A 20,408-nucleotide genomic window follows, 5' to 3' on the forward strand; every position below is an offset into this window, starting at 1 on the left:
GTAAACATTTCCTTAATGAAAAAGATAGGAAATAAAGGTATCGGATTCCTTATCAAATGGTTTAAGATGGATTTACAGGATAATATGGTAAATGGAGTGGTGATATAGTGAAGAGGTCAATCATGGTTGTTTTTTTTGTGTTGATTGCTTCAGGCTGCGTAACAAGGAATTATGACTCCAATATGGATTTAGGGAAAAGTCAGTTGAATGAGGAAAATTATTTAGAAGCCCACGAGGCATTTGAATTAGCTTATAAAGAAGGAAAAACACCTAAATCAAGGGAGTTAATGAATCTTTCCGGTTTGCTGGCGAGTGGAATGAAGAAATACGACGAACAGGATTTTGAATCGGCCAAAAAAGATTTTGAAGAAGCAACCGCATATAAAGCAAAATACCGGGAAGGTAAACAAATGGTTTCAAAGGCGGCGGAAATGCACCCGGTTTCAGACTCAGCCACGATAGAAGCAGTAGTGGGAAATGATGAAGCGAAACCGGCGGAGGAAACAACTGAGGAAGGATCCAAGGCAGAAGATGAGGCGGCAACGGATACAAAAGGCAAAGAAGGAAGCAAGGATTCGGATCATCCCTTAAGTAAATCTCAGGCGGAGAAGCTTGTGAAGGATTACGTGGATATGGAAAACTTTTCACATTTACAAATCGAATATGATCATGATGCCGAAAAGGGAGATTATATTTTTCATGTTTTCGAGGTAGATGAACCTAGTCAGAAAAGCGGCCACAAAACCACTTGGGGCTGGTATGGCGTGAATAAGGAGACCAAAGAAGTTTATGAAGTCATGTAAGGATAACTGAATGGTCGAATTGAAGGCCTCTGTTGTGGCCTTTTTTTTTGTGGTGCGGAAACATACAGGATTCGATAAAATTTTATGATTTTTGTTAAAAGGTAGCCTAATTCTTTATTTTCTTAAGAATTTTTTAATATTTCCTGTTTATGATTGAGGCAAGTAAAGGACAATCATAGGAGGGATAAAGATGGAGAATTATAATGGTGAGGAGCAAGTCAGAGTCAAGGCAGAACGGAAAAAGGGTAAGTCTCTCTGGATAACTAGCCTTGTTTCCGGAACGGTTGCTTCTATGGTTACATCGTCTGTATTTCTATTTGGCGGAGACTTTATAGATCAAGGGAAAAGTTCAGTGAATGAGTCAACCGAAACGGCAGGAATACAGCAAACGGACAGTGTTGAAAAGGATAAAAGTGTCACGGCGGAAAAGTTATCGGCAAGTACGGATTCAAATGATAGGGCAGAGATGGTCGAATCAGCATCCAAATCGATTGTAGGGGTCGTGAATTTACAGGAGATGCAAAGCCAGAACCCGTACCAGCGGCAAAGCACGGAGAGCGAAACGGTAGAGAGCGGAACTGGCTCAGGGGTCATTTATAAAAAAGCTGATGGGAAAGCCTATATCATCACGAACAATCATGTTATTGAAGGAGCTAAGGAAGTCGAAATTTCATTGTATGACGGACAAAAGGCAACGGCAGCTGTTGTCGGGGCTGATGCTTTGACGGATTTGGCGGTTTTGACAATTGATTCCTCGAAAGCACCGGAGGGAATTAAATTCGGGAATTCTGATAGCATGCGTCCAGGTGAAGAAGTATTGGCAATTGGCAACCCACTTGGACTTGATTTTTCACGATCGGTTACACAAGGAATCGTAAGTGCGACCGGACGCACCATTTCAGTCGATACCTCGGACGGGGAGTGGGCACTTGATGTCCTTCAAACAGATGCAGCGATCAACCCTGGTAATAGCGGCGGTGCATTGATCAACACCGCTGGGGAAGTGATTGGCATAAACAGTCTGAAGATTTCCGAAAACGGTGTGGAAGGCTTAGGGTTTGCCATACCAAGTAATGATGTGATTCCGATTGTTACGGAACTGATTGAAAATGGAAAAATCACGCGTCCGTATTTAGGAGTCAGCTTGGCCAGTATAGATGAACTGCCGCAATATTACATTCAAAATGTTCCAGAAGCTGCAGAATCCGGCGTAATGGTGACGAGTATAGAAGCGGGCTCGGCAGCGGCGAACGGAGGGCTTAAGCAACAGGATATCATTGTTGATATTGATGGAACGAAAATAAATACTGCCGCAGCATTAAGGAAATACTTATATACAGATAAGAAAATCGGCGATAAAGTAAAAATTAAAGTGTATCGAGGTACTGAAGAGAAAACGGTAACGATAACCTTGCAAAAACCATAGAAAGAGATAAGGCCCCTGATCATTCATCAGGGGCCTTTTATTTAGAAGTTTTTAATAGTATACAAAAGGTTAATATCGGAAAAATAGATAGTGTATTTGCACTGTTTTACATATTTTTCATATTTTTCATATAGTCTTGAATACCTAAGAGTGAATGGTAGCGGCTTCTATTTGTCAAGGTTTTCATCGTTAATATGTTAAAAAATAGAAAAGATTTGACAAATTTGTGAAATGTCATAAAATAGAAAGAAAGGGGATGAAATTATGGAAGCTAATCAGAAGATGTTAGATGCAGTGAAATGGGTATCGGGCACAGGTTGTGTAATCGGATTTATTATTTTTGCTTTAAGTTTTTTTGTAAGCGATTACAATAAGGATTATATATTTACCGTTGTTGGAATCGCCATCACACTAAGTGCAGCTGCCATTTTTCTAGTTGGTATATTTTTTGTCCTGACAGAAGAAATGGTAATGAATACACATAAAGGTGAAAGAATTGAACCGGAAACGACTAAAATCATAAAAATGAAATCAAAGGCTAAAACTCATACAAAAAGAAGTACGGAATTCAGTAACTAAAACCGAGAATATAGCGTAATGAATTGGCTTACTATCATCAGATTCACTAACATGTTTGAACAAAACTAGCTGATTCGTTTATCAGGGAGCCAATTTGATTTCACTCATTGAATGCGCTTTCATATCATTTGTAACGATTAAATTTTAATACAATACACGGCACTCGTTATGTATTAAAATATTTTAAGGAACCCTTTCATTGAATGCATACGATGTGCTTGGATATCCAAAGAACTGCCCGTATTCAGGAAGTTCTAACTTTACATTTTGAACTATATCCACGAGAAAAGGACATTTTTTCAAAAGTCCTTTTTTTGTGGTTTTTTTTGTACTTTTACTTGAAGATGCAAAGGGATGCATGTATCTATATGGGGTTCTTGAGTAGTAAGTACCCTTATTTGTAGTTAAAAGTGAAATTTATAAAAATATCTTGAAAGCTACGCTTTCTGTGTTTTTTTATTTACCAAAATTCCGTTTACACCCTGACTTACTTGTAATAAAAGAAGTAGATATCCTAATTGAAGTTAAATTTGTTTAAAGAACAAAAGTAAAAAACTATATTGTCGTTAAAGTGAGTCCTACTGAATAAGAGAGAGATAAAAATTTTTAAAAAAAGTCGAATTTTCAAATGGAAGAATAATGAAAATTTGATGTTAAAGGTAAACAACTTTATTGGTATATAACACTGGGATAAGTGTCTAAATGAAAAAGAATAGCACATGACTCTTTTTTTGTGACTCAATGAAGGCTATTAAATCCGCATCAAAAATAATAAACTCTGATAAATAATTAGTTTAAAATTAAAAACCTGTAAATCCTCCATACAATTGAGTCAGAAGGGAGATGATTTTAGTCATCATATTAAAGTATAATAATACTCCCATCAAGATCATTAATATGCCACCAAGCATCATTAATATAGAACTTTTCTTCTTAATAAAGTGCATCTTCTCAATGAATAATGACATTATTAGAAAAGGGATTGAAAAACCCAGAATATAGAACAGCATATAAAGCATGCCTTTTCCTGGATCTGTAACTCCTAGAGCAATGACACCAGCCAGTATAGGACCTGTACAAGGGGTCCACCCTGCAGCAAAACCTATGCCAATTAAGATAGACCCAGTGTATCCTGAAGGCCTCCTTTTAAAGTTCATTTTCTTATCGGTAAGTAAGAAATCAAATTTAAGCATACCGGTTAGAACTAGACCAAAAAACACCATTATTACAGCACCTAGTTGCCTTAATAAGTCTTGGTACTGCATGAAAAATGTTCCTATAAAAGAGGTGGAAAGCCCCAAAGCTAAAAAGATTAAGGAAAACCCTATTAAGAACAGAATAGTATGTATAAAAGCTTCCTTTTTGAAAATCCCTTTTTCTTTCTTTAAGTCATTTAAAGATACCCCGGTAATATAAGAAAGAAAAGCTGGGTACAAAGGGAGAGAGCATGGGGATAAAAACGATAAAAACCCTGCACCAAATGCAAGAAATAAATTAAGCTGTTCCATGATTTAACCACCTGAAAAGTATTATTATGTTTATGGTTTTATTTCTTCCATGTAATTTGCTATATCTCTTTCTGTCATACTTCCTGTTATCACTTTCGTTACTATGCCGTTCTTATCAATTAAAAAAGTGGTTGGAATAGGGGTAATATCATAAGTTTCTGTAACAACACTTTTCTTATCTTTCAGTATTGGAAATGTTAGGCCATACCGTTTGGCAAATGTTTCGATTGCAACGTCACTTTCACCTATATTTACTGCCAAGATTTCAACCCCTTGATTTTTGAAATAATTGTATTGACGCTCCATATAGGGCATTTCCTTTTCACATGGTTTACACCATGTTCCCCAAAAGTTCAAGAAAACACCTTTTCCTTTGAGTTCCGATAGCTGAACTTTATCACCTTCCATATTTTCAAGTACAAAGTCAGGTGCTGGATCACCTGGTTGAACGCGAATTTTTTCCGTAAAGAAATTTAGATAAAGAGCATAGACCACTGCTAAAGCCATAATAAGTAAAAGACTAGTTCGCAAAATTAACCTTGATCTTTTAGTTTTCATTTTTACTCTCCCTTTTTCATTCGAATCAATAATATAATGATTGTACGATATAATATTAATTAAAAAGTTCGATATATTCAAAAAAATAGACCGATTAAATGCATAAGACTGTCTCCATTAAAAAGTGTGCAAAATTTTATAGAGTTCAGACTAATACATCCGGCTTGAGTGTGGAGCTGTGAAACCATTTACGAATAACCCTAATATGGTTACAAAAAATCCTTTCTGAGTTCATTATTTAGGTGCATTTTTTCCAGGTCTGTAAAGTGGATAATTTATTTTGCACCCTTTTCATGTCGGTATTGTAAGGGAGGAAAAATAACTGATGCTGTACTAATGGCCTGGCAATCTGAATAGATGCTTTACAACAACATCCAATTAAGTTGAAAAACTACGGGGATTATTAACAAAAACGTTATCTTTCTTATTAAAGTAGAAAGAATTAACGGAAAATTTCAGATTTGCTCATCTTACGGTTGCAATCCTTTTCTGATATGTGTTTTACCTTTAATGTCCGTACGTTTACTATCTTATAACAGAATAAAGAAAGACCAGCTCCAAAAAGGATCAGGTCTATTTGTCTTGTTTGGCTTTAGCTTCGGAGTCAACCCTATATTTTTCCTCCAACTTTTGGATTTCTTTATTGGATTTTCTCTTAAATACATAGATTACGAGTATAGATAATAATGATAAAACCAAATAAGTTGAAATAATATAGATGGCATCCTTACTCATACCCGCCTGTGACAGGAATTCCATATTCAATCACTCCCTTAATTTTCCCCTTTACATGGTTATATGCACATTTTTTCATATTTATTAATTTTTGTGTATTATATTATTAAATGGATATTTGAATTCTGTATTTATTTTAACTATATTAACACTTAATTTACTTTCCTTTACATTTATAATACGAGAAATAAATAAAAGGGAGCTATAGTTAAAGCATACAAATTTGAGGGGGCAATGCAATGCTGAATAAAAAAATAGCAAAAAAAGTGATTCCTTTCGCTGTGATATCATCATTGGTGATTGGTGGGGTTGTTGGCGTTAAACAAGACCCAATTCAGGCAAAAGGGGAGAAACAGCCTAAAAATGTGATTTTCCTGATTGGTGATGGGATGGGTGAATCCTATATTACAGCCCATCGTTATATGAAAGATAACCCTAATACACAAGGTTTTGATAGAACGACATTTGATAAATATAAAGTCGGTAGTCAAATGACCTTCCCGGAAGATGAAAGTCAAAACATTACGGATTCCGCCTCGGCTGCAACAGCCATGTCAGGTGGCGTAAAAACGTATAATGCGGCCATAGCAGTGGATAATGACAAATCAGAAGTAAAAACCGTTTTGGAGACCGCAAAGATTAAGGGTAAAGCAACAGGTTTGGTAGCAACCTCTGAAATCACCCATGCTACACCTGCAGCATTCGGTGCCCATGATGAGAATCGCAAAAACATGGATGCAATCGCAGATGACTACTACGACGAAAAGATAAACGGAAAGCATAAAATAGACGTACTATTGGGTGGAGGTTCCTCGAACTTTAACCGTAAAGACCGGAATCTGACCAAGGAGTTCGAAAAAGACGGGTTTGGCTATGTTACCAATAAGCAAGACATGTTAAAGAATAAGGATGATCAACTTCTAGGCTTGTTTGCCCCAGGCGGTATGCCAAAAGCGATCGACCGTACCAAGGAAATGCCATCCTTAGAGGAAATGACCAACACGGCCATCAAGAAATTAAAGAAGGATAAAGATGGATTCTTCTTGATGGTCGAGGGGAGCCAGATTGACTGGGCAGGGCATGACAATGATGTAGTGGCGGCGATGAGTGAAATGGATGACTTCGAGCGAGCATATAAAGCAGCCATCGAGTTTGCTAAAAAGGATGGAAATACGCTAGTAGTCGCAACGGCAGATCACTCTACTGGTGGTATTAGTGTCGGCAGTGACGGAGTTTACAACTGGGATTCAGAGCCTATCAAAGCAGCTAAGCGCACGCCAGACTTTATGTCTGCTGAAATTTTAAAAGGTGCAGATGTAGAGAAAACACTGAAGAAATATATCGACCTTGAACTGACGCAGGAAGAAATTAAATCTGTTCAAGGTGCTGTCGCGACAAAAAAGGTGGATGATGCCATTGAAGAAATCTTCAACAATCGCTCATTTACTGGTTGGACATCTGGTGGACATACGGGCGAGGATGTACCGGTTTACGCATTTGGGCCAGGTAAAGAACGTTTTTCGGGACTGATAGACAATACTGACAATGCCAAAATCATTTTTGATATTTTAAAGGACAGTAACAAGCGTTAAAGACAAAAGGCAATAAAAAAAGACGAAACCCGGTTTCGTCTTTTTTTTTGCTAAAACTACATACCCAGTCCATTAGGAAATTTTTTTGTACATGATTTCATATAAATTAGTTGCCCTGGTCAAGCCCGAACGAGAACCTTACTTCATGAAAAAATAGAAATATACTTAATTGTGTGCAAAATATGAATTTTTCGAAATTAAAGCAACCATTGTTGTAAAATGAAGTATATTCAACCTAATGATAAAGTGTCTTGTGACATATACTCGTGATTTTTGAAGTCTTATTTTTTAGAAGGGAAGTGAACTCATATAATTAATTATTAACAGCCATAGTAAGGAAAGCCTTACATTCCATCTTAATGGTAGTCAGGTTATTTCTTGAATCATTTCCTTCCTATCATCTGGATTACTCAAAACTATATTTTTAGCGAAAGGAGAGGATTTTCTAATGTCAGAAATGAAACACACGATGGATTTTAATTTCTTGATGGGATGGAGTCCCTTTTTACTATTGCTTCTCATATGTATAGGGGGTCTTTATTTATTTGCTATAGGGAAACGAAAACGGTTAAGTAAGTTTAGCGGCATGGGACCGGTGAATCGTTTGAAAAAGTTTTCCTTTCTGTTTGGAATTTTCCTCTTTTTCATTGCAAAGGGGAGCCCTTTGAATATGTGGGGGCATTATTTATTTCTCATCCATATGCTGCAGCAATCGATTATCTATCTGGCTGTACCTCCCCTGATACTGGCCGGTCTGCCTACTAGAATGGTCGACTCGATATTGGGCATATGGCCATTAAGGAAAGCATGGAAGGTCTTTACTAAACCCATTATTGCAATTTTGACATTTAATGTGCTCTTTTCCTTTTATCATATACCATTTATATTTGATGCCATCATGTCCAGTATACTCTGGATGAATGTATCCATAGTAATTCTATTGCCCACCGCCTTTTTTATGTGGTGGCCGGTCATAGCGCCGAATCCTGCTATCAATAGCATGAAGCCCTTGCATAAAATCGGCTACATTTTTGGAATGGGCATGTTACTTACCCCAGCTTGTGCACTGATCATCTTTTCGGAGGGGATTTTATATCAAACATATCTAAACGCACCTAGGGTAGGGGTATCCCTTCTCGATGATCAACAGTCTGGTGGCATTGTCATGAAAATCTTGCAGGAAGTCATATACGGAACAGCACTATTCTGTATATTCTTTCAATGGACCCGAGATGAAAGGAAGAAAACAGAGTTTGAAGATAAAGTAAGGCTGGAACGTATAAAAGATATGCATAACTTCTAAAACCTTTAGATGGTGTTCTGTGTAATGACCAGTCAAACTATGATTGGCGTTTCCAGGTAACCCATTTGCAGGACTCTTTAATACATAGGATGAAAAAAAAGGAATGGTTTTCCATGCTTTTTTAGGCTTAATTTATTTTATATTATCAATTTGATTTTCAGTGTAAGATACATACAAAAAATTAAACAAACCTTGTTCCGCATGATAAACTAAAATTCCATTTAGTTTTATAAAAGAGTTCGTAAGGAGGAACAAGTATGGATAATAGGGTGATTTATGTAATTCTTTTTGCATTTGTCATTATTGCATACTTTTATATTAATCATACCTCAATGCTAGATAAGGAAGAGCCTCCAACTCACATATTGGATACTGAGCGTGAAAATAAATAAACGAAATTTAAAACAAAAAGTTGAGATTGTCAAGGGCAAAGTGCTGATTCCAAAAGGGGGGAGTACTAGAACTGGTTTTTGTATTGAATCTCCCTATTGTTTCGATAGATTATGAAAGCCTAAAAGAGAGAAGGAACTCTTTTAGGCTTTTTTAGGATTAAAATAATATTTATGTCAATTTAACAAGGATAGATATACTCACATATTAAGAGACCTATGTTCCTATATATTTGTTGTTTTTCTTGAACTGCATGGGGAAGCATGGAGGATTCCAATCTTTATATATTTGATTGCTAAAAAGATAAATGCATTAGGGGTCAATTTACAGAAGAAAGATATTACGATCCCAATCATGGCCGAAAACCAGCATATAGTGTTGTTTAAGTAATTAACAATACTATAATAATTTAGAGCTATGTTTAATAAAAGATTTCGCCGATATATCCAAGATTCTTCAGTAGTACTTTCAATTACAAGCAAAGAAGTGGGAAGTTCTGCAGGTGTTGAAGTTGTTTTAGACAATGGATTCTTTTTTTCTGCTCAACCGTCACAACTTGGTGCATTCCAAAACCTTTTAGTGCACACAATAAACAACTTGAAAACATCTTCCGAAAACTTAACAGCAGCGGAATCTGTATCCTTGACGTAGATTATGCTTTAGCTGATAACGGCTAGAGAGTTAAAAAGTCTGGATCTTGTTTTTTAAATCCTTATGTGGGGAATAGTAAAAAAATGTTGAACTAAATGAATTTATATTACATAATATATATATGAGCATATATTCATATATAGGAAGGGTGTGTTGGGATGGGACATAATCACGGACATTCCCATGGTCACGGACATGGTCATAGTCACGGGTCGGGAAATAAAAAAGCATTATTTTTATCATTTATAATCATCACTATTTTTATGATTGTGGAAGTAATTGGTGGACTGGTGACGAACAGTTTGGCTTTACTGTCCGATGCAGGCCATATGCTTAGTGATGCAGCTGCGTTAGGGCTTAGCTTAACTGCCATCAAGTTAGGGGAAAGGAAAGCGTCAGCCACGAATACATTCGGGTATAGACGGTTCGAAATCATTGCGGCTTCCTTAAATGGAATTACGCTGATTGCCATCTCCCTTTACATCTTCTATGAAGCGTATCAACGATTGATGGATCCCCCTGAAGTGCAAAGCATTGGGATGTTATTGATCTCGGTTCTAGGGTTAATCGTGAACATCATAGCTGCAGCTATCTTAATGAAAGCGGATAAGGACTCAAACCTGAACGTGCGGAGTGCATTTTTACATGTCCTGGGGGACATGCTGGGATCAGTGGGTGCCATAGTGGCTGCGTTGTTAATCATGTTCTTTGGATGGGGGATCGCTGACCCTATTGCCAGTATCATTGTGGCCATCTTGATCATCATTAGCGGATGGAGGGTGACGAGGGAATCCTTCCATGTCCTGATGGAGGGTACCCCTTCACAGATAGATATACAAAAAGTTAAGGAAACACTAAAGGACATCCCTCAAGTTGAAGATGTTCATGACCTGCATATCTGGTCCATCACTTCGGAGATGCCAATGTTAAGTTGCCACATCGTTTTCGGTGGGGATGGAAGCCATGATGCGATACTCCATCAAGCGCAAAAGGTCCTTCACGATGAATTTGGATTTGAACACAGTACGCTCCAGGTTGAGAATGCAGATAAGGGATGCGCCAGTCCGCATGGTACCTGTAACTATTGATGATTGGCATGTTCAATGGCCTGTTTCAGGAGATCCAAAACATGTTCATCGTCATGCGTGTAGAAAAGGGTGGTTCCTTCCCTTCGGAATTTCACCAAACGCAAGTTCTTAAGAAAGCGAAGCTGATGTGATACGGTCGATTGAAGCAAAGATAGTTTATCGGCAATGTCATTTACAGAGTATTCCCCGTGAAACAGTAAGTGTAGAATGCGTAAGCGAGTCGGGTCTGATAATGCTTTAAAAGTTTGCGACACGATAAACAATGTTTCCTCATCAAGATTTTCTGTTAAATTTGGATGGTTATCATTTTGGTTTTCCATGTGATCAACTCCCAATTTTGATTATAACAATAATGAAGTATTAAAAAAATCATGGGTATCTCATACCTATGATTTTTTTATTTTTTTGCATAACCCTTACTAAATACTCTGCATCTTCACCGATTCCTGTCAAAAGGGCCGACCGCGCTTATGCTGCCAAGGCCGACCTAAAAAATACAAGCCTTTAACATTAGTTAGACCCCTGGATTGGATGGGGTTACCCATTTCGTCACAGACGTGAGGAATCTTAATCCAACTGTAAGAAGACTTAAAGCCAGTTGCCCAAATGAAATTCTGGACTTTTAAATTCTCATAGTCCAAAAACCCAATTGACTGATCTTCACATTTAATGGTCCGAGGCAGGATTTTTATTTTACTATCTCTTGTAAATTCCTTAAGGTCATAACCGAAAATCGAATCACCTGCCTTTCTAAGTTTTTGCCCAATTCTAGGATCCTTTTCGCCTTCAGTAACCCAGTCGGTTGAACCACCAAAATGTACTTTTTCCTAAAATGGACAACGGTAGGTGTCGCGTTTTTTCCCTACCGAGAGATATACTTGCCTCGTGGTAGTTAGTTCGACTGCGATTTGGCTCCCTGAATTACCTCCACCCACGACTACGGCGTTCCCAGGTCTTAGTTGGGAAGGTTTCCTATACGATGAAGAGTGTATTTTGAAATACCAGGGGTGAAAGATTCCTAGCAATTTCCGGAATGAAAGGTGTTTGAAAAGGACTTGTCACGATAATGACTTTTCTTGCTTGAAATGTGCCTTTTGTCGTCGTCAGGAAAAAATTGTCGTCCTGTTTATCCAAAACCATCACTTCTGTTTCCATTTGGATGGGTAAATCAAAAGTAATGGCGTATTGTTCAAGGTGGTACTCTGCAACCTCATCTTTAGTGGGAAATCCTTGTTGGGGTCCCTTTAGGGGTAATCCTGGAAGAGAACTAAGGTATCTTGGTGTAAATAAAGTCAGAGAATTATACCTCTTTCTCCAAGTATCCCCGATACGGATCCCACCATCAATGATGATAAACATGTGGTCGCTCTTTGAAAGCCAATACCCCATGGAGAGACCGGCCTGACCGGCCCCGACGACGATTACATCTAAAATAGTCAGAGTCATTCACCTCAATTTTGAAATATGAGCATATATTCATATTTCGTGATATTGATGATTCAGGGCCGAGGCAAAATAAAAGAACTTAACCCCCCCAATTTTGAGTATAATGTACAAACTTTTATTATTGGAGGTAAAGTATGACAGAGGGTTTAAAAGTCAGCCTATTTATAATGATGATGATTTTCCTTGGAACTGGTTTAGGTGGTCTGGCCACAAAGTATGTAGAGGGTGTCTTGAGAAGGAATTATCGGCTATTACACATGTTCTGTGGTGGATTATTGGTTGGGTTATTGGGATTGGAAATCTTTCCGGAAACGATCAGTGATTATGATTCACTTGGTATACTTGCTGGCTTCTCCTCAGGAATCGTCTTCATGCTATTTATGGATCATATTCTGCATAACATGAAAGGTGTACATTTCGAGAAGCCCCAAATGTACATTTTCCTGTTCCTTGCACTCTTCATTCACAGCATTCCTACAGGCTTGGCCTTAGGCATGAGTTTTCAGGACCAGCAACTCCAAAATTCAGCCCTGTTCTCGGCCATTTTGATTCATCACTTTCCCGAAGGAATGGTCATGATGGTTTCAGTCATGGTTTCCAATGCCAACCCTAAAGTCTTTTGGGTGTTTAGCTTTTTACTATCCTTAGCAGTTGGTACGACTTCATATCTTGGAATGACAATAAATACTGGCTCAATAAAGATTCAAACCCTGCTTTTGGGAGCAGCTCTGGGTACCCTTAGTTATGTCACTCTCTATGAAATACTATGGAAGGGGGCTTCCGACCGTTTCACCCCATTAATGGTCGGGGCTGTTTTGGCTGGATTTCTAACCTTTCTATTCCTGCAAATCGCTGCCTTTAGCCATTGAAAAATAGTTCTAGCTTTGGTAGAGAAGTGAATACTTAAAACGGTAGGTAAAAGCTATTGATGGATTATGTGACTTGTCTTTATAATGACAAATTTGTATCTAACAAATTAAAACCTGCCCCAAATTGAGGGCAGGATTCTCAAATCTAAAAAGGACGTACTCCTTATATTAAAATAACTCCTTTTGGTTGATGATGATTTTTACAAGTGACCTAACCATTGCCATTCAATGATAGAAAAACTGAAATAGCAATTAGTATTGCTAGAGAAATTACACCAATCACCATCCAATGTTTATTATTGTCCTTTAACAAGAGTAACCCTGTTATAAAGCAAAGTAACGCAAGTGCGATTATGGTTATTCCTATTCCAATGTACACGTCCTTCCCCCTTAACTTCTCCTTTTTTTCCTCTTATAAAATGAATGAATTATTTTCAACCCCAACCGAATAGAAGGGCTGCCTGAGCTACCGCAAATGTCACCAGGAAGGCAATCGCGGTAGGTATCATGAAGGACCAGAATGTCCATTTCAAACTCTTTGTTTCCTTATATATATTGACCAGTGTCGTACCACAAGGGTAATGAAGCAGGGAAAATAACATCATGTTCAATGCCGTTACCCAGGTCCACCCATGGTCAAGGAAAATTCGCTTTAGATCCTCGATCCCATCGACATCCATTAACGATCCCGTCGATAGATATCCCATTAACAGGATAGGTAAAACAATTTCGTTTGCCGGCAGACCAATTAGAAAAGCCATTAGGATATACCCATCCAGTCCGATTAATTGTCCCAACGGGTCCAGAAAGTTAACGATGTATAAAAGAATGCTCATATCCCCAATCTGTATATTAGCTAGAACCCAGGTTAAGATACCTGCAGGGGCTGCCACTTTTATGGCACGATAGAGAACAGATAGCGATTTGTTCAAAGACGACCTCACGACCGTATCGAAAAATTTTGGTTTCCTATAAGGAGGGAGCTCCAGAGTGTAATGTGTGGGAACCCCTTTAAGAGCCGTCTTGGAAAGTACCCACGATACAAGGAATGTGGTCATTATGCCGACTATCACAATTCCAACAATCACTGAAGTCGTCACTATTGAATTCATCCCCCCAGTGAAACCCGAGGCCATAAAGAGGGAAGATAGAATAATCAACGTTCCCCAACGTCCATTACAAGGGACAAAATTATTGGTTAAGATGGCTAACATACGTTCCCTAGGAGATTCGATGATCCTGGAGGACATGACGGCTGCTGCATTGCACCCGAACCCCATCGCCATTGTAAGGGATTGTTTCCCGTGGGCTCCTACAGTTTTGAATAATCGGTCCATATTGAAGGCTACTCGTGGAAGATATCCATAATTCTCAAGTAGGGCAAAGACAGGAAAGAAAATGGCCATAGGTGGAAGCATGACACTGATCACCCAGCTTGTTCCGCGATATAATCCAAGTACTAGAACCCCATGTAGCCAATCAGGTGCGCCGATATTATTAAAGGAAACAGTCAAATAACCTTCAACCCATCCGAAAAAGTCGGCCAACATTGAAGATGGAATGTTGGCCCCGGCGATGGTTAAGTAGAATACCGTCCCCAACATAACCAACATGATGGGAAAGCCGAAAATTGGAGAAGTGAAAATAGCATCCAATTTTTCCGTTCTCTCGTTATGTTGGGCTTTTGAGAAAGTAACTCCTGCTTTGATTAATTGATTACTTTGTTTATACAGCTGTTCGACTATTCGATCTCGAATATGTGAAGAGGAAAGACGGTCCGCCTGTTGAAATAGTTCATCCATATTATGCTGTTCTTTCGATGTGTTCATCTCCATTATTTATATACCTCATTTATGGTATTTCTCTTTTCCACTTGCCTCAACAAGTCCTTATCCCCATCCAGGAGACGTAAGGTAAGCCATCGAGTAGGAAGGCCAGCGCCGAAAATCTTTTGCACCATTGGTTCAAGAGATTTTATCCTTTGTTCGATTTCATCATCATAGGGCATATGGAAAGGGGTGCACTGTATTTCTCCCATTAATAAACGATCAAGGGTATCAAGCAACATGGGTATACCTTCTTTGTTTCGTGCAGAAATTTTAATGACGGGAACGCCTAATCGCCTCATTAAAACCCTTTCATTGATATGGATTCCTAATTTCTCCGCCTCATCCATTAAATTTATACAGATGATTGTTTTTTCGGTCATTTCCAATACCTGTAACGCCAAATTCAGGTTTCTTTCCATTGCTGTCGCATCAAGAATTACAATAGTGACATCGGGCTTTTCGAACACGATGTAATCCCTGGCGATTTCTTCGTCCAACGAATTTGAATATAGGGAGTAGGTCCCGGGAAGATCAATGATTTCATATTGCTTTTCCTTGAAAGAAAAGGTTCCAGCTTTCATATCGACAGTCTTTCCAGACCAATTCCCGGTATGCTGCCTCAAACCTGTAAGAAGGTTAAATAAAGTGCTTTTGCCTGTATTGGGATTTCCGGCAAGGGCTATTCGAAACGTCTCACTCATATTGAATCAACTCCCCTTCTATCTTTTGACTCTCCTCTTTTCTTAAAGCAATGGATGTTTGGCTTACACGGAAGGCAATAGGATCACCTAACGGACTTTTGCGAATCACTTCGACAACGGCTCCAGGAACAAATCCTAAATCGAGTAACCTTCGCCGCATGACGCCAACAATATTTAAATGTTTGATGCGGATGAAATCTCCCTTGTTTCCATCATACAATGATAACTTTTTAGACAACCCCATCAATATTTCTCCTCTACATTTTTTTTTACCATGCGCAACTTTTACTTTATATTATGGGATATATGCTTAAATTGTCAAAGGAAATCCAACCTTTTAAGAATTTTTTTAAATTTAAACATTTACGCATTTTTTGATATTGGCTATTGCATTCTTAATTGAGATTTTAAAATTACCTCTTAGTCTGAAATTTCATGCACCAGGAAAGAAATATGAAAAATTTGTGAGTGGATATTTTGGAATAACATTTTATATTTGAAGTTATGGTTAGAGAACACAGTCTTATATTCAATTTCATTAATCAAAATATTCAGAATATAAAAGGCGGTGTGAAAGTCCATTGATTTAAGTGGGACTGTGGAAAGGACCGCTTAAACTGATAAATTATTAGTGAATATTCAGTTTAAGTTATGTTCGGTATTTACAAAGGTGTATGTAAAAATTATACAGAATTATATTGAAATAAGATAAAAGGCATAAAGGGCTGAGTCACTAGTAAATCCTTAAAAGAAAAGTAAACTCCTCAACTAGTAGATTTTAAACACTTATTATATTTCATTTCAGAAAGATTTTCGAACGTTTCAGTTCAGTTACCAACTTCTTACTGCTCTTTAATGAACTTTATGTGACAGATGTCACTTTATATTGTCTTTTTTTTTACTTGGGATTAATATGAGTATGTCGGGATATGTGAATATGGTAACACTTTATCCGAATAATTACCATTTGAAATTTTATTATATAAGAAAGGGGTAGTATTATGAAAATGAAATGGGCTTTATTAACTATACTTTTTACCATTGCCACAGTGCTTACTGGTTGCGATAACCCATTAATGGTCTTAGATCCTAAGGGTCCTGTAGCCGAGACACAAGCAAATGTTATTATGATATCAATTTGGACAATGGCTTTTGTCGTTCTTGTTGTGGTCGTACTTTATATCTTCATGATATTGAAATATCGTGCTTCCAAACAGCGTGAAGATTATGAACCACCTCACATTGAAGGAAGTAAGACTCTGGAAATAATTTGGGTTGCAATCCCAATTTTAATCGTCGCTTTCCTTTCAGTTGTTACTGTTCAATCGACTTCTGAAGTCGAGGCGACACCGAAAGGATATGAAGATAAGGAACCATTAATTATTTATGCTTCTTCATCGAACTGGAAGTGGCACTTTAGTTATCCGGAAGAAGATATCGAAACAGTAAATTACCTGTTTTTGCCAACAAACCGACCAATTGAATTTAAACTTTATTCATTCGGACCAATCTCTAGTTTCTGGATTCCACAACTTGGAGGACAAAAATATGCGATGTCCGATATGGTAAACACGTTACATTTAGCAGCTTATGCTCCAGGCGACTATATGGGTCGAAACGCCAACTTCAGTGGTTCTGGTTTTGCTGAGCAAACGTTCAACGTTAAGGTGATGCCTCCAAAAGAGTATGTTAAGTGGGTAGATGAAATTAAAGCTACTGCTGAACCAATCACAGAAGAGAAATTCAATAAATTATTAGAGCCCGGTCATGTGGGACAATCCACGTACACTGGAACTCACTTGAAGTTTTCACCAGCTCCAGAAGGTCATAGTAACCACGGATCATCAGATACTAATGAAACTGAAAATGATTCTAAGGAATCCAATGAACCTGGTGAAGATTCCACAAATACTGACCACAGCAACATGAACCATGAATGATTAATATTTAAAGGTCGTCCGATAAAATAACAGGCTTTAACTTTTTACCATTAATGTAGCAACGTTATGAAAGGAGTTACAAAGAGTATGGATTACTTTGATCGATTTGCCGTACCTCATCCAAGTCCTGCGATATATGCATCCATGGTTGCCATTGCTTTAACCATGATCGCGGTTGTCGCAGGAATTACCTATTTTAAAAAATGGGGTTACTTATGGCGTGAGTGGTTAACAACGGTTGACCATAAACGTATTGGTATCATGTACATCTTGTCAGCACTGCTTATGCTCTTCCGTGGTGGCGCCGATGCTCTCATGATGCGTGCTCAAACGGCTGTTCCAGATAACGGTCTGTTGGATGGGCAGCATTATAATGAAATCTTTACAACACACGGGGTTGTAATGATCCTGTTTATGGCTATGCCATTTATCATTGGGTTAATGAACATCGTTACACCATTACAAATTGGAGCGCGTGACGTAGCATTCCCACGTTTAAACGCAGTAAGCTTCTGGTTATTTTTCATGGGTGCGATGCTATTTAACATTTCTTTCGTAGTTGGTGGTTCTCCTGATGCAGGTTGGACATCTTACTTCCCTCTGGCAAGTAACGATTTCAGTGAATCAGTCGGTTCGAACTATTACGCGATTGCCATTCAAATAGCTGGTATCGGGACATTACTGACTGGTATCAACTTTATCGTAACAATACTGAAAATGAGAGCACCTGGCATGAACTTAATGAAAATGCCAATGTTCACATGGTCTATCTTGATCACAAACTTCATTATCGTTTTCGCTTTCCCTGTATTGACAGTGGCACTTGCGTTGATGACAATGGATCGTCTATTCGGAACTCAATTCTTTACGATGTCCAATGGCGGTAGCGATATGCTTTGGGCGAACTTGTTCTGGGTTTGGGGACATCCTGAAGTTTATATCGTAATTCTTCCTGCCTTCGGTATTTACAGTGAGATCATTTCGACTTTTGCACGTCGTAACCTGTATGGATATAATTCGATGGTTATCTCCATGGTAGCTATTTCTACTCTATCTTTCGTTGTATGGGCTCACCATTTCTATACAATGGGTCAAGGTACAATGGTTAACAGCATATTCTCCATCACAACGATGGCAATCGCTGTTCCGACCGGCGTTAAGATATTCAACTGGTTGTTCACACTTTGGAAAGGTAAAATCGTATTTACCGTCCCAATGCTTTACTCCTTAGCTTTCATTCCGATTTTCACACTCGGTGGGGTAACTGGAGTTATGCTTGCCATGGCAAGTGCTGACTATCAATACCATAATACAATGTTCTTAGTAGCTCACTTCCACTACGTATTGATTCCTGGTACTGTCTTTGCCGTACTTGCTGGTTTTACGTACTGGTGGCCAAAAATGTTTGGCTTCATGTTGAGCGAAAAAATCGGGAAATGGGCGTTCTGGTTTATCACAATCAGCTTTAATGTAACATTCTTCCCGATGTTCATCACTGGTTTAGATGGGCAGGCACGTCGTATGTATACGTACTCTGAATCAACGGGCTATGGTCCATTGAATATGCTTTCTTTCATTGGGGCAGTTGGCTTAGCAATAGGTTTCGCGCTAATCGTATACAACATTTATTGGAGCACTCGTTATGCATCAAGAAATATTTCAAACGATCCATGGGACGCACGTTCTCTCGAGTGGGCTACCCATACACCAATACCAGAATACAACTTCGCAATTGTGCCTACAGTTGATTCTACAGAAGCATTCTGGGATGCAAAGAAAAAAGGCTTTAAATTATTTGGCGGTAAAGTAGAAAAGATTCATATGCCAAATAATAGTGGAGTTCCGTTTATCATGAGTTGTATCTTCTTCGTTTGGGGCTTTGCAATGGTATTCAGCATGTGGATCATTGCAATCATTGCAACGATCGGTATCTTTGCTTGTATGGCTCACCGTTCTTTCGAAAAAGATCATGGTCGATACATCTCTGTTAAAGAAATAGAAGAGACAGAAAATAAATTGCGAGGTGCTAAGTAATGAAAGTAGATAGCTCGCTGCCACTAGAATATAGCACGGAAGAAAATCGCTTAAAGATTTTTGGATTCTGGATTTTCTTAGGAGCAGAAATAGCTCTTTTTGCTACACTGTTCGCCGCTTATTTTGTACTAGTTAATGGTACTGGAGATGGTCCAACAGGGGAAGAACTTTTTCAAGTACCAACCCTAATGCTTCAAACAGTTTTTCTTTTAACAAGTAGTTTCACCATTGGCCTTGCAATTCATGCAATGAGACTTGGTAGACAGAAAGCAATGGTTAATTTCTTCATTATTACACTTCTTCTTGGTTTAGGCTTTTTAGGAGTCGAAATCTATGAATTCGTGGAGTATGTACATGAAGGGGCGACTCTTCAAACAAGTGGTTTTTTATCTAGTTTATTTACGACTCTAGGTACACATGGAGCTCACGTTACACTCGGTTTATTCTGGGGAACATTCATTATCCTTCAGATTAAAAAACGCGGCTTGACTGCAGAAACAACAAACAAAGCGTTCATCTTTTCTCTTTACTGGCATTTCTTGGATGTTGTCTGGATTTTCATCTTCAGTTTCATCTATTTGAAAGGAATGATGTAATATGAAAGAATTATTCCCACGTGGACAAGTAATGGGATTCGCCTTTTCACTAATCCTGACTGTGGTTGCACTCTCAGTGTTAGTATTTGATCTTTCCCTTAAGATGGGAGTCATCATCTTACTTGTGACAGCCTTCATGCAAGCAGGCCTTCAATTAGTTCTGTTCATGCACGCAGGAGAGTCAGAAGATAAAGCGTCTATTTACACAAACGTATATTACGGACTGTTCGTTGCATTGGTTACAATTTTCGGTACAATGCTAACAATGGTTTGGGGATTCCAATAATTATACCTTTAAAACTGGGCGTCATTAAGACGCCCAGTTTTTTTGCATATAAGTAGATTTCCGGAAGATATTAG

The 20,408-nt window shown here is 38.3% G+C and carries 20 protein-coding genes and 1 pseudogene; 13 read left to right on the forward strand and 8 right to left on the reverse strand.

What is annotated here, in order from left to right; translation table 11 throughout:
* The first annotated feature begins 122 nt into the window (after positions 1–122).
* The 3 genes from MKX49_RS00235 (at position 123) to MKX49_RS00245 (ending at position 2,808) form a co-directional block, all read left to right on the forward strand.
* The gene (locus MKX49_RS00235) at positions 123–803 is read left to right on the forward strand and encodes a hypothetical protein (RefSeq protein ID WP_340874160.1); all 681 of its coding nucleotides are present in this window, start codon (positions 123–125) and stop codon (positions 801–803) included.
* Positions 804–993: 190 nt separating this feature from the next.
* Positions 994–2,229 carry a S1C family serine protease gene (locus MKX49_RS00240; RefSeq protein ID WP_318292569.1) on the forward strand — a complete coding sequence of 412 codons (1,236 nt, stop codon included), beginning with the start codon at positions 994–996 and terminating at the stop codon, positions 2,227–2,229.
* 264 nt (positions 2,230–2,493) lie between these two features.
* The gene (locus MKX49_RS00245; RefSeq protein ID WP_048684972.1) at positions 2,494–2,808 is read left to right on the forward strand and encodes a hypothetical protein; all 315 of its coding nucleotides are present in this window, start codon (positions 2,494–2,496) and stop codon (positions 2,806–2,808) included.
* 800 nt (positions 2,809–3,608) lie between these two features.
* Here MKX49_RS00245 and MKX49_RS00250 read toward each other — a convergent pair.
* The 3 genes from MKX49_RS00250 to MKX49_RS00260 form a co-directional block, all read right to left on the reverse strand.
* Positions 3,609–4,316, reverse strand: coding sequence for a cytochrome c biogenesis CcdA family protein (locus MKX49_RS00250; RefSeq protein WP_340874161.1), 708 nt, complete (start codon positions 4,314–4,316; stop codon positions 3,609–3,611).
* Between the two features lie 30 nt (positions 4,317–4,346).
* Positions 4,347–4,874 (reverse strand): thiol-disulfide oxidoreductase ResA, encoded by a 528-nt coding sequence (resA, locus tag MKX49_RS00255; RefSeq protein WP_340874162.1) that lies wholly within the window; start codon positions 4,872–4,874, stop codon positions 4,347–4,349.
* A gap of 573 nt (positions 4,875–5,447) precedes the next feature.
* On the reverse strand, positions 5,448–5,633 hold the full coding sequence (locus tag MKX49_RS00260) for a hypothetical protein (RefSeq protein ID WP_340874163.1): 186 nt from the start codon (positions 5,631–5,633) through the stop codon (positions 5,448–5,450).
* Positions 5,634–5,848: 215 nt separating this feature from the next.
* Here MKX49_RS00260 and MKX49_RS00265 point away from each other — a divergent pair, with 215 nt between their 5' ends.
* The 5 genes from MKX49_RS00265 (at position 5,849) to MKX49_RS00285 (ending at position 10,633) form a co-directional block, all read left to right on the forward strand.
* Positions 5,849–7,201 carry an alkaline phosphatase gene (locus MKX49_RS00265; RefSeq protein WP_340874164.1) on the forward strand — a complete coding sequence of 451 codons (1,353 nt, stop codon included), beginning with the start codon at positions 5,849–5,851 and terminating at the stop codon, positions 7,199–7,201.
* Between the two features lie 448 nt (positions 7,202–7,649).
* Positions 7,650–8,504 (forward strand): cytochrome c oxidase assembly protein, encoded by an 855-nt coding sequence (locus MKX49_RS00270; protein ID WP_340874165.1) that lies wholly within the window; start codon positions 7,650–7,652, stop codon positions 8,502–8,504.
* A gap of 257 nt (positions 8,505–8,761) precedes the next feature.
* On the forward strand, positions 8,762–8,896 hold the full coding sequence (locus tag MKX49_RS00275; protein WP_340874166.1) for a hypothetical protein: 135 nt from the start codon (positions 8,762–8,764) through the stop codon (positions 8,894–8,896).
* Between the two features lie 415 nt (positions 8,897–9,311).
* The gene (locus MKX49_RS00280; protein ID WP_340874167.1) at positions 9,312–9,545 is read left to right on the forward strand and encodes a flagellin; all 234 of its coding nucleotides are present in this window, start codon (positions 9,312–9,314) and stop codon (positions 9,543–9,545) included.
* 158 nt (positions 9,546–9,703) lie between these two features.
* Positions 9,704–10,633 carry a cation diffusion facilitator family transporter gene (locus MKX49_RS00285; protein ID WP_340874168.1) on the forward strand — a complete coding sequence of 310 codons (930 nt, stop codon included), beginning with the start codon at positions 9,704–9,706 and terminating at the stop codon, positions 10,631–10,633.
* On the opposite strand, the gene MKX49_RS00290 is transcribed toward MKX49_RS00285, so the two are convergent.
* Entirely contained in the window at positions 10,627–10,953 is a 327-nt protein-coding gene (locus MKX49_RS00290; RefSeq protein WP_095395529.1) for an ArsR/SmtB family transcription factor, read from the reverse strand. The genes MKX49_RS00285 and MKX49_RS00290 overlap by 7 nt on opposite strands.
* 49 nt (positions 10,954–11,002) lie before the next feature.
* Positions 11,003–12,079: pseudogene (locus MKX49_RS00295) on the reverse strand (flavin-containing monooxygenase).
* Between the two features lie 134 nt (positions 12,080–12,213).
* Between MKX49_RS00295 and MKX49_RS00300 the strand changes: the two are divergent.
* A complete protein-coding gene (locus MKX49_RS00300) occupies positions 12,214–12,948 on the forward strand; it encodes a ZIP family metal transporter (RefSeq protein WP_336864949.1) in 735 nt (244 codons plus the stop codon).
* Between the two features lie 434 nt (positions 12,949–13,382).
* On the opposite strand, the gene MKX49_RS00305 is transcribed toward MKX49_RS00300, so the two are convergent.
* Genes MKX49_RS00305 through MKX49_RS00315 form a run of 3 tightly spaced genes read right to left on the reverse strand, consistent with a single transcriptional unit; the run spans position 13,383 to position 15,722 of the window.
* Positions 13,383–14,750, reverse strand: a complete 1,368-nt coding sequence (locus tag MKX49_RS00305; protein ID WP_419721594.1) for a nucleoside recognition domain-containing protein — start codon at positions 14,748–14,750, stop codon at positions 13,383–13,385.
* A gap of 32 nt (positions 14,751–14,782) precedes the next feature.
* A complete protein-coding gene (locus MKX49_RS00310; protein ID WP_336864945.1) occupies positions 14,783–15,478 on the reverse strand; it encodes a FeoB small GTPase domain-containing protein in 696 nt (231 codons plus the stop codon).
* Positions 15,471–15,722, reverse strand: a complete 252-nt coding sequence (locus MKX49_RS00315; protein ID WP_063595296.1) for a FeoA family protein — start codon at positions 15,720–15,722, stop codon at positions 15,471–15,473. Before MKX49_RS00315 ends, MKX49_RS00310 begins: the two co-directional genes overlap by 8 nt.
* Positions 15,723–16,479: 757 nt before the next feature.
* Here MKX49_RS00315 and qoxA point away from each other — a divergent pair.
* The 4 genes from qoxA (at position 16,480) to qoxD (ending at position 20,334) form a co-directional block, all read left to right on the forward strand.
* A complete protein-coding gene (qoxA, locus tag MKX49_RS00320; RefSeq protein ID WP_336864942.1) occupies positions 16,480–17,418 on the forward strand; it encodes a cytochrome aa3 quinol oxidase subunit II in 939 nt (312 codons plus the stop codon).
* An 87-nt stretch (positions 17,419–17,505) separates the two neighbouring features.
* Positions 17,506–19,452, forward strand: coding sequence for a cytochrome aa3 quinol oxidase subunit I (gene qoxB / locus MKX49_RS00325; protein WP_336864941.1), 1,947 nt, complete (start codon positions 17,506–17,508; stop codon positions 19,450–19,452).
* Positions 19,452–20,048: a cytochrome aa3 quinol oxidase subunit III gene (qoxC, locus tag MKX49_RS00330; protein ID WP_336864940.1), complete on the forward strand. Its 597-nt coding sequence runs from the start codon at positions 19,452–19,454 to the stop codon at positions 20,046–20,048. The genes qoxB and qoxC overlap by 1 nt, the downstream gene beginning before the upstream one ends.
* Before the next feature lies 1 nt (position 20,049).
* Positions 20,050–20,334: a cytochrome aa3 quinol oxidase subunit IV gene (gene qoxD, locus MKX49_RS00335; RefSeq protein ID WP_161923085.1), complete on the forward strand. Its 285-nt coding sequence runs from the start codon at positions 20,050–20,052 to the stop codon at positions 20,332–20,334.
* Positions 20,335–20,408: the final 74 nt, after the last annotated feature.

The organism is Peribacillus sp. FSL M8-0224 (assembly GCF_038003055.1).
Lineage (GTDB): Bacteria > Bacillota > Bacilli > Bacillales > DSM-1321 > Peribacillus > Peribacillus frigoritolerans.